The organism is Bartonella sp. MM97QHHN, assembly GCF_042194285.1.
Classification (GTDB): domain Bacteria; phylum Pseudomonadota; class Alphaproteobacteria; order Rhizobiales; family Rhizobiaceae; genus Bartonella.
In genome coordinates, this window is record NZ_JBHIMS010000060.1 from 25,902 (window position 1) to 34,850 (window position 8,949).

12 protein-coding genes and 2 pseudogenes are annotated in these 8,949 nt (G+C 36.5%); 9 read left to right on the forward strand and 5 right to left on the reverse strand.

The genetic code is table 11. The features are described from left to right. Positions 1–682 precede the first annotated feature (682 nt). Positions 683–1,342 (reverse strand): phage antirepressor KilAC domain-containing protein, encoded by a 660-nt coding sequence (locus tag ACFIJW_RS03110; RefSeq protein ID WP_375633259.1) that lies wholly within the window; start codon positions 1,340–1,342, stop codon positions 683–685. A 212-nt stretch (positions 1,343–1,554) separates the two neighbouring features. Between ACFIJW_RS03110 and ACFIJW_RS03115 the strand changes: the two genes are divergently transcribed. Next, positions 1,555–1,677 carry a hypothetical protein gene (locus tag ACFIJW_RS03115; RefSeq protein WP_375633249.1) on the forward strand — a complete coding sequence of 41 codons (123 nt, stop codon included), beginning with the start codon at positions 1,555–1,557 and terminating at the stop codon, positions 1,675–1,677. 103 nt (positions 1,678–1,780) lie between these two features. Here the strand turns inward: ACFIJW_RS03115 and ACFIJW_RS03120 are convergent, their stop codons facing one another. Further along, positions 1,781–1,942 (reverse strand): hypothetical protein, encoded by a 162-nt coding sequence (locus ACFIJW_RS03120; RefSeq protein ID WP_375633260.1) that lies wholly within the window; start codon positions 1,940–1,942, stop codon positions 1,781–1,783. A 131-nt stretch (positions 1,943–2,073) separates the two neighbouring features. Continuing rightward, entirely contained in the window at positions 2,074–2,724 is a 651-nt protein-coding gene (locus ACFIJW_RS03125) for a helix-turn-helix transcriptional regulator (protein WP_375618720.1), read from the reverse strand. A 454-nt stretch (positions 2,725–3,178) separates the two neighbouring features. Between ACFIJW_RS03125 and ACFIJW_RS03130 the strand changes: the two are divergent. From ACFIJW_RS03130 to ACFIJW_RS03145, 4 genes and pseudogenes are all read left to right on the forward strand, one after another. Then, positions 3,179–3,639: pseudogene (locus ACFIJW_RS03130) on the forward strand (crossover junction endodeoxyribonuclease RuvC); the annotation flags it as partial. Positions 3,640–4,550: 911 nt separating this feature from the next. Continuing rightward, entirely contained in the window at positions 4,551–4,727 is a 177-nt protein-coding gene (locus ACFIJW_RS03135; RefSeq protein ID WP_375633250.1) for a hypothetical protein, read from the forward strand. After that, complete coding sequence (locus tag ACFIJW_RS03140) at positions 4,724–5,125, forward strand: hypothetical protein (RefSeq protein ID WP_375633251.1); 402 nt, start codon at positions 4,724–4,726, stop codon at positions 5,123–5,125. Before ACFIJW_RS03135 ends, ACFIJW_RS03140 begins: the two co-directional genes overlap by 4 nt. A gap of 208 nt (positions 5,126–5,333) precedes the next feature. Next, positions 5,334–5,897, forward strand: coding sequence for a hypothetical protein (locus tag ACFIJW_RS03145; RefSeq protein WP_375633252.1), 564 nt, complete (start codon positions 5,334–5,336; stop codon positions 5,895–5,897). A gap of 150 nt (positions 5,898–6,047) precedes the next feature. Here ACFIJW_RS03145 and ACFIJW_RS03150 read toward each other — a convergent pair whose 3' ends face one another. Together ACFIJW_RS03150 and ACFIJW_RS03155 are read right to left on the reverse strand one after the other, a co-directional pair. Next, positions 6,048–6,341 carry a HigA family addiction module antitoxin gene (locus ACFIJW_RS03150; protein WP_375633253.1) on the reverse strand — a complete coding sequence of 98 codons (294 nt, stop codon included), beginning with the start codon at positions 6,339–6,341 and terminating at the stop codon, positions 6,048–6,050. Between the two features lie 16 nt (positions 6,342–6,357). Continuing rightward, a complete protein-coding gene (locus ACFIJW_RS03155; protein ID WP_375633254.1) occupies positions 6,358–6,639 on the reverse strand; it encodes a type II toxin-antitoxin system RelE/ParE family toxin in 282 nt (93 codons plus the stop codon). Positions 6,640–6,827: 188 nt separating this feature from the next. Here ACFIJW_RS03155 and ssb point away from each other — a divergent pair, with 188 nt between their 5' ends. From ssb to ACFIJW_RS03175, 4 genes and pseudogenes are all read left to right on the forward strand, one after another. After that, positions 6,828–7,280 (forward strand): single-stranded DNA-binding protein, encoded by a 453-nt coding sequence (gene ssb / locus ACFIJW_RS03160; RefSeq protein WP_375633255.1) that lies wholly within the window; start codon positions 6,828–6,830, stop codon positions 7,278–7,280. Positions 7,281–7,290: 10 nt separating this feature from the next. After that, a pseudogene (locus ACFIJW_RS03165) lies at positions 7,291–7,825 on the forward strand (hypothetical protein). 63 nt (positions 7,826–7,888) lie between these two features. Beyond that, positions 7,889–8,089 carry a type II toxin-antitoxin system HicA family toxin gene (locus tag ACFIJW_RS03170; RefSeq protein WP_375633256.1) on the forward strand — a complete coding sequence of 67 codons (201 nt, stop codon included), beginning with the start codon at positions 7,889–7,891 and terminating at the stop codon, positions 8,087–8,089. Next, entirely contained in the window at positions 8,086–8,481 is a 396-nt protein-coding gene (locus ACFIJW_RS03175; protein WP_375633257.1) for a type II toxin-antitoxin system HicB family antitoxin, read from the forward strand. The genes ACFIJW_RS03170 and ACFIJW_RS03175 overlap by 4 nt, the downstream gene beginning before the upstream one ends. The last annotated feature ends 468 nt before the right edge of the window (positions 8,482–8,949 follow it).

An 8,949-nucleotide genomic window follows, 5' to 3' on the forward strand; every position in this document is an offset into this window, starting at 1 on the left:
ATGTGTTACCACATACAACAGCATCACCACCAATATGAGCTTTTTCACAAATATTGCATTGCCGTGAATTTCGGCTATTCCGTAAACTTGCGTATTATCGAAAATATGTGCATTGGATTCAACACAAGCGTTTCCAAAGTCTCTCAGTGCACGCATGCAACGAACTGGGCGACGATAGAGAATGTCTATTTCATCAGTAAATTCGTATTTTTTTCCATGGTTTATTGCCTCTCGCCCTTTGTGATGATTTCATCATTGATGATCTCTGCGTTCCCTGAATAAATGCATAACCATAGATTTTGGCATTTCCTCCAACTTTTGCTCTGATGGAAATCAATGGACTGTCATAAATTTTAGCTTTTCTACTAATAAATGCAACACTAGAAACCTGTGCATTTTCGTAGATTTGTGCATTGGCAAAAACACGAATATGTCCAAAAATCTGCGCATTGCCAAAAATATTAGTTTCTCTGGTAACAGATTCACTACCAAAAACACATGCATTTTCATAAATACCAGAAATGTTATCAATATAAGCATCACCAAAAACCTTGGCATAACCATAAACTTTTGCATCATCACCTACCCAGCAATTACCATCATGACTGAGGTTGTCTTCTTTTTGTATAAAGCCGCCTAGGTCTCCTGCTTTAACAGCATCAAAATCTCTTAAGGCTTTAATTCAGTGAAGAGTTTTTCCAGCAAACTCTATTGTTTCATCAGTCATTTCGTATTTCTTTTCCATGATTGTTGCTCTTAATGCATGCTTTGTCTTTATAAGCTCTTGAAACAGCAAACCAATGCCTTCTGCTGCTGGTACAACTTTTTCTATTCCATTTGCGGTTTGAAGTGTGATGGTCGGACAATCCATAAGTTGCTTTTGGATTTTGTCTTGATACGGTAGCAAATTTCCACCTGCTGCTCGTCTGTAAAACCACCCTTTTTGCTGTAAGAAGAAAATGAATTGTTTTGGTTGTATCTCGAGTATTTTAGCGGCTTCTGTAAGACCGAAGAGTCCGTTGTGACGTTGCAAACTTTCAAGAGCAGCTGCTTTGGGTTTAAGGATACTCACTTCACTTTTAAAATCTCTAATTGTGTGACACTTTCTAAAAGCAGTTTTTTTCACAAAGAGAGGGTCTTCTAAAGCGTTTGCAAGGTCTAAAGGTTTCTTTGCACGCCGTTCACATTCAATAAAATATTGACGGGCTTGTTTACCTTTTTTATTACGCTCTACCATGGCAAGCTCTTTTGCCATGTCTAATGTGAGGTGATAGTCTATGGCTGTAACAGCTCTAGATTTTGCGCTCCCCAATTTTGTGGACCGCAAATCTTGTGTTTTTATAAAATCACTTTCCTCTTCAAATTCATATTGATGAATACGATCCTTAATTCAAGTAGAGAAATCTTTCCCTATTTCCAAAAATTCATGTAACTCACGTGCGTTGACCGTTTGAACGGTTTCGTGTTTGATTGTATTGTGCTGGATAGCAATAGGCTTTTCCATTACGAACCTCATGTTGATGGGATTGATGAATGAAAGGGGGGCGCTTTTAAATGCGCCCTTCAGAATTTAAAGCACATCACAAGGATGCAAACGGTGTTGTTGTTCGTAAGAATCATACATTGCATCGTCATATTCATGCTGTTTTATATCGTCTAAAAAAACGTATGCTGTGATGTGTAAAATAACGTCATGAGGTATGTTTCCGTTAAAACACTGTTCTTCACGTTCTCTAAGATAAAATTCTGCGATATCTTCAGATATATCTTCGCAGCTCTTTTAAGAAGGATTGATGCGAAAGATTTGGATTTCATTATTTGCCTCGTCAATAATTTTTAGAACTTGGCTTTCATCAAGTGGTCCTGACCGACCAATGTTTTGATCATCATTATAGACAACTAATAAAATTTTATCAGAATTTATAAGAATTTGCTTATCCATAATTTCCCCTCCCTAACACCTCTTGGCGATTGTTTGTGCGTGGTTTATGGATACCAATGTAGCGATTTTAAAAATTTTTTTAAAAGTAATAAACTAAAGGCTTGCTTGAAGAGAAGTATAAAAATATTAATTCATATTCTGGCTGGTTTAATCCAGTCGATAGGTGCACACCATTCTAATTCTACATCTACGATATCAGCATATTTTCCATTTATACTGGATAAAACCCATTTCCCTTTTTCTTTCCCGAGACGTAATACTTTGATGTAAACTTTTCCACATTTAGTTTTTATGATAGCGCGGTTGTTAATAAGATCCTCTGGTGGCAAATGATAGGAATAAAAAAGAAGGCTTCCTTCTTCAATGGCTGGAAACATAGAATCACCTACCACGCGAACAGCAACAGTTCCTTTAGGAGCAGATGGCGGGGCTTCTACTTCTTCTAGACAACCAGAATCTATTGCGATTATTTCTCCTCCGACTCCTACAGATCCAATCAAAGGAACTAAGTGATTAGGAGGAATAGAAGCACCGGTAAGCTTTGATATTTCTAATAATTCTCGAGCAGAAATATCTCTTGTTTCTTTTAGCATTTTATTGACGGCAGCACGATCTATCGAGCGACCTAAAGAAGCGGTTAGCTGTCTTGAAAGCTCTGATTGGCTTAATCCAGCTTCAGATAAGGCATTTTGCAACCATTGTGAGATACTTATTGTCATATCTTTATTGTAGGTACGTTGTATACAATCGTCATTTTCTAATTTAGCAACATGTGGTTTCATTATTAATTTTCTTTCTTAACATTGTTTTTATAATCGCTACATAATGTACTATGAAACAATCTTCGGAAATAATAAATCTGTTAGGTGGGGTTCGTAGGGTAGTATCTCAGCTGCTTGGGGTTCATAGAACACGCGTGTATGCCTGGTTCCGTCCTATATCAAAAGGTGGAACTGGTGGAAGAATTCCAACAAAACATATCCCAATTCTTTTGAATGAAGCTAAAAGAATTGGAGCACCGATTAAGGCAGAAGACTTTTTCTCGTTTTTTTATAGGACGCAATCATGTGATTCTAAATTATCTTACAATCTGCTTTTATTGCTGCTTCTACAGATAGTAATGAACATCAACAGCATCATTCACATTCTTAAACAGGCATTAAATAAAGAGACAAAATTAATAGATTACGCGTCACCATGCGCACGCATAAATACGTAGTGCCTTAAGGGGGGATTATGATCACTAACGCACCAACTATTTTATGTCTTGATCTAGGGACCAAGACAGGCTGGGCGATCGTGGTGCTGATGGTCACATAACAAGCGATACAGAAGATTTTCAATCACGCCGTTTTGAAGGCGGTGGTATGCGTTATTTACGCTTTAAACGATGGCTTACTGAACTAAAAAGGTCCGTTGATGAAATTGACGCAGTGTATTTTGAAGAGGTACGCCGGCATGTAGGTACAGACGCTTCTCATATTTACGGGGGCTTTCTAGCAACCTTAACAGCGTGGTGTGAACATCATCAGATACCATATGAAGGCATTCCTGTTGGCACAATTAAGAAGGCAACAACAGGAAAAGGTAACGCCTCAAAAGAAAAAATGATTAAGGCGGTGTGTGCAAAAGGACATACGCCTAAAGACGACAACGAAGCAGATGCTTTAGCAATTTTATATTTAATGAAAGAAGGGGGGTATACATGTCCAATAAATTACCGTGGACGGAGGCTATTTGCAGATAAATGGATTCTTGATCTTGCTTGTTTATCTCCCTTTGAGTGCAAAGTTTACATAAAGTTACGCTTGCAAATGCTTTATACTGGAAAACCACTTTTAATAATATGAAGGTCCGGGCTGATTACACTGGCTGTTCAGTAAAAATGTTTATGAAAGCGTTAGAAGTTTTAATAAGCACAGGTCATATCAAACGTTTAGACGATGGGTGTTTATGGAGTTTAAAAGTTGAAGAAGAACTCAATAACTCTAATGAGAGTTTAGAGAAGGTATCGAAGACGTCACGGTCAAAGACGTTATCAGAGAGAGCAAAGAAAGCAGCGTAGGCAAGATGGGATAAACATACAAATGATGCTTGTGGTATGCTTAACGATGCTAAAGCAATGCTTAATGATGCCCATATATAACATAAACAATAACAGTTATAATAAAAAACTAATACTATCGTATTAGCAAAAAAGAAATTTGTTCTGAAAATTTAGAAACAAACGAACAGGTTCATGAGTCAATAGAGATTTATGCTTGCGGAAGCCAACCAGAGCAAATCACAACGGATGTAGAAAACCAACCTCCCAATCACAAGCAAAAGAACGTTCCCCAAAAAGCGAAGCGGACTAAATCAAAAGATGATTTTCGCTTACCTGAGGATTTTGAACCTAATTTGCAATACGCAATCGATAAAGGCTTAACCCATGATGAGGCGCTGTTAGAGTTCGAACGGTTCACAAATTACTGGATAGCAAATCCAAATAAAAATGCAAACAAACGGGATTGGTAAAGGACTTGGTACAATTGGGTCACAAGTCCTATCGGAATGCTAGAAAAGAAAAAAGCAAGATTAGAACAGGAAAAACGGTTAGGTGGTCATTATGGAAAATTCACTCATAAAACTTTTACAGAACAGTTTGCAGAGGGCTTCAACGAACTCAGAGATCATCTCTCATCTGGAGAAGATTATGGAAATGATCAGTCCGGGGCATCCATTGACGCTGAAAGCTGGGAATACATTGACTAAACAGGAGGAGGCGCAAACCTTAGATGCTTGAATCATCTACAAGCGTTGCTTTCTGTGAAAGCTTCAGTTAATCAAATTGAGCAAACTTCTTTCCTACTCTCAAGCATGAGAGTCCCTGCGAATACAGACGCCAAAGCCGTCGTTTTATCCTATGGCATGATGCTGGACCGCATTTCGTCATATGCTATGAAAAAGGGCGTCGAAAATATCGTAACGGGTCAAGCAATTGGGATATCAAAAACATTTATGCCAACTTGTGGAGAGCTTTTAACTTATTACCAGACAGTAGAAAACACCCTTCTTTCAAAAGCCGAAAATGTACGCAAGGCTGTTTTGAACACCCGTGAAAAAAGGCTGAAAGAAAAGGCAATGAGAGAGAATTCAAAACCACTCACGTTGGTTGAAAAGCAAAAGCTTGAAGGAATTTAAATGGTCTTGGGGAACAGTGAAATACATTGCAGGTTAGTAAACTAGTGAAAAGCGCTGATCATTTTGGGATTAGATATGTGTTTAAACCGACAAAAAGGCACCGTACAAAGAGATTTGAAGTTTTTTTACTACAATTAAAAACACAAAACGCTCTGTACGGTCTGATTTGAGGTAAATAGACCAATTGGTAAAATTATGGACTAAAAACATGAGAATATTAAAAGACCTGTTCTTAAAAAAGCGTAAACAACCAATGCAAAAAGAGTTTGTTGCAACAGCTGTTGGTTATGTTCCTTGGGGGGGACGGAGCAGAGGTTTTTTAGGAATTAAAAAAAATCCCTACTTTATTCAAAGTATTTTGACATTTGCATCTGTTTCTTTGGTAATAGTCACAGCGGTTTTTGCAATTTTATGCAATTCTCATATTCCTTTTGAGTTGCAGAACAATCCAAAATACAAATGCGGAAATACAACAGGTTGGGTGAAACTAACACGTGATTTACAACAGTATATGCACAGACTTTTAAAGCTAATAAGTTTAGCGCTTGTCGTTTTAATTTTCCCAAATAGTTATAAGGAAATTGTTTCTTTGCCTATTATTTCTAAGTACGTGGAGTATAAGCTTTCTTTTCCATTGGATACTGTACTTTGGTACTCAGATATTGCTCTTTGGTATTCTTTTTTAGTTTGTGTATTGTTTCTTATGTTACGTACACGCAATTTAATAAACATATCTATTTACACACTACAGTGCTCAGTTAAAAAGCCATAGTAAAATTCCGATTTTATAAAACTGTTCAGATTACGTTGTCTCTTCTCAACGTTCATAGATGCAATCAACAAGAGCATAAAAAACTATCGTGGGTTGCTTGATTTTAAAGAACATGACCTCTAGGTGTGAAGAAAGATGGACTAAGTATTTTTAAAGATGCCCTACTTGCTCTAGAGGTGAAATATGTGGGATTGGGCTGTTATGCCGAGCTTGCCACAAATCATACTTTTGTTGCAATTTAAGCCAGAATTCCGCATCATTTAAACCCGCTTTTTCTAACCGTAAAGCTAAATTAATGCTAATCGCTGCATGACAGTTTAAGACGCGGGATAAAGTTAAACGTGCAACACCAAGACGATTTGCAGCTTCTGTTACTGTTAACCCTAATTCATTAAGCAATTCTTCTTTCAAAATGCCGCCAGGGTGTGGAGGATTGTACATCATAATAACACCTCAAAACTCAATGGTAATCTTGATAATCAACCAGTTCAACGTCTGTCCCAATGAAACGAAAGGTAACACGCCAATTTGCATTGACACGCATTGACCAGTAACCTTTTAAATTGCCCGTAAGCGCATGTAGACGATACGATTTAAGAGTAACTTGTTCAGGCGCGGATATTGTATCTAAAATTACTAAAATGTTTGCTAATTTTTTAGCATGCGCGGGTTGTATGCCTTTGCAGACTCCTCGTTCAAAGAATAATTTCAATCCTTTATGCTTAAAACTAACGATTGCCATATATACCCTCTTGATACTTGATACTATACACCATGCATTTATGTCAATTGATTATTTATCAAAGGGCGCCTTAAAACATAATTTTATATATTAAAAAACAATATTATCATTTTGAAATAATTGAAAAAATAATAAAATTATGCTAAGATTTTTTACATATTAAAATACAAATTTAAGGTAACTAAAACATGCTAAACAAAGTGACATTAATCGGACGCCTTGGTGCTAATCCCGAAAGCAAAACCATGACTTCTGGAGCAGAAATAGTCAATTTTAGTATAGCGACTTCTGAGAGCTATACAGATAAAAAAACCAATCAAAAAGTAGAGAAAACTGAATGGCATTCAGTTGTGATTTTTAATCCACATTTAGCAAAAATTGCACTTCAATATCTAAACAAAGGTTCAAAGGTTTACATAGAAGGAAAATTACAGACACGCAAATGGCAAGATAAAAATGGGCATGACCGTTACACAACAGAGATTGTCTTACCACAATTCAAAGGTGAATTGTATTTGCTTGATGCAAAGAAAGATCAATCGGCATCCCCTACCCCTTCACCCATTACTTCTCAAAATTATGCTATCGCTTCAGGTGCTCAAGATTATAGAACAGCTCTTAACGATAGCGTCCCATTCTGATTGAAAAAATATGGCTAAAAGAAAAAAACATGCAAAACGTGGTCGTCCTCGGATTAAAGGATGCATAAGAGAACCAAACGGACGCATCTCACGAGCAAAAACACCGCATGAACCCATGGATAAATTGGCACTTGAAATGCGTGCCAAACGCTTTGGCTTGACCATAGAAGAGGCTAAAAATCCACTTTCCAGTACCTATATCGGGCGGCTTTATTTGCAAGGCGAAATCAATTAAGACCAATATGATGCTGCGCAAAAATATCTTGAAGTGAAAAACAATTACCTATGTGCAAAAGGATTGCCTAATGCAATTTATGATGAAATGCCTACAACTTCTGATAACGGAGCAAGAGAGAAATGGGTACAGAAGGCAACACAACGTCTTTTAGCTGTAAAAGATGTTGTTCAAGAAGCTCAATGTTTACACCGTCAATATAACCTTCATGCCGCATTACAGTATCTTGTCATAGAAGATCAATCACTACCACACCGTGCTTTCATTGCGCATTGCTCTTAATGCGCTTTATAAACATTTTAGCCGTTAAAAAAGAATTGACATCAGATGAAAAATCATTAAAATGTGTATATATTTACACATCATGAGGGGAATGGAACAAGATAGCCGAAAAATCATTACAAAATTAAAGCGTGATGGCTTTGAACTTATCAAAGTGAAAGGTTCTCATCATAAATTAAAAAAAGATGATAAGGTTGTTATCGTTCCACATCCTAAAAAAAATCTTCCGATTGGTACAGCACGTTCTATCGCACAACAAGCAGGCTGGTTAAAAGAAGGAGAAGAAGAATGAAAAGATTTTTTGCTCTTGTTCATAAAGATGAAGACTCTGCTTTTGGTGTTCAGTTTCCTGATTTTGAGGGACTTTTTTCTGCTGCTGATGAGGAAGAAAATTTAATAGCAAATGCAACAGAAGCACTCCAACTTTATTGTGAAGATGTAGATAGAGTGCCTATTCCTTCAAAATTTGAAGAAGTCATACAACGGGAATCTGTCAAAACAGCTTTGTCAGAAGGAGCTTTTTTAATACAAGTTCCTTTTATTGAAAATGATTCAGAAGTCATACGCACAAATATATCAATTGAACGAGGGCTTTTACGTGCAATTGATAATTGTGCACAAAAGAGAGGTTTAACAAGATCTGCTTTTTTGGCAACAGCAGCCCGTCACGAGCTTAATATTTAGCTCATCAATCTGGAAAAATTTCTCACTCTCGATTTTTTTGCAAAAGCGTGTAATTGCATATGATCCGCAAACTATTAATGAAAATCAAAAGGCGGCAGGCAAACAAAACGCTATAGTTAAGAGGGATATAACTATCATTGATACTATATACATGGCATCTAATATTTCTGAACCTGTCATTGCCTTTCCCTCCTATAATAATTTCACAATAATTTATAAAATCTAAAATGTTTTAGAAAATTCTATATATTCTATTTTAAAATAAAAAAATACAAGATCATGATTTTTTTGTTGACATAGTGTAAAAAATCGTATTTAATGACGTCACTGCACTAGTTGTATTGTGTCTAAAATTCAAAAATATCCCCAAAAATTCAGCAAAATGTGAACTTGAAGCGTGGCTAGAAAGCCCTGTTTTCTTGTTAATTCTGGCTAATTAATTTTTCACAGAATAAAAATCAATATTTG

What these genes read in the sequence shown, in the direction of transcription:
- ACFIJW_RS03115 (WP_375633249.1), top strand. Translation starts at nt 1,555, where the DNA reads ATGCGCCCTTCAGAATTTAAAGCACATCACAAGGATGCAAACGGTGTT.
- ACFIJW_RS03120 (WP_375633260.1), bottom strand. Translation starts at nt 1,942, where the DNA reads ATGGATAAGCAAATTCTTATAAATTCTGATAAAATTTTATTAGTTGTC.
- ACFIJW_RS03125 (WP_375618720.1), bottom strand. Translation starts at nt 2,724, where the DNA reads ATGAAACCACATGTTGCTAAATTAGAAAATGACGATTGTATACAACGT.
- ACFIJW_RS03135 (WP_375633250.1), top strand. Translation starts at nt 4,551, where the DNA reads ATGGAAAATTCACTCATAAAACTTTTACAGAACAGTTTGCAGAGGGCT.
- ACFIJW_RS03145 (WP_375633252.1), top strand. Translation starts at nt 5,334, where the DNA reads ATGAGAATATTAAAAGACCTGTTCTTAAAAAAGCGTAAACAACCAATG.
- ACFIJW_RS03150 (WP_375633253.1), bottom strand. Translation starts at nt 6,341, where the DNA reads ATGATGTACAATCCTCCACACCCTGGCGGCATTTTGAAAGAAGAATTG.
- ACFIJW_RS03155 (WP_375633254.1), bottom strand. Translation starts at nt 6,639, where the DNA reads ATGGCAATCGTTAGTTTTAAGCATAAAGGATTGAAATTATTCTTTGAA.
- ssb (WP_375633255.1), top strand. Translation starts at nt 6,828, where the DNA reads ATGCTAAACAAAGTGACATTAATCGGACGCCTTGGTGCTAATCCCGAA.
- ACFIJW_RS03170 (WP_375633256.1), top strand. Translation starts at nt 7,889, where the DNA reads ATGGAACAAGATAGCCGAAAAATCATTACAAAATTAAAGCGTGATGGC.
- ACFIJW_RS03175 (WP_375633257.1), top strand. Translation starts at nt 8,086, where the DNA reads ATGAAAAGATTTTTTGCTCTTGTTCATAAAGATGAAGACTCTGCTTTT.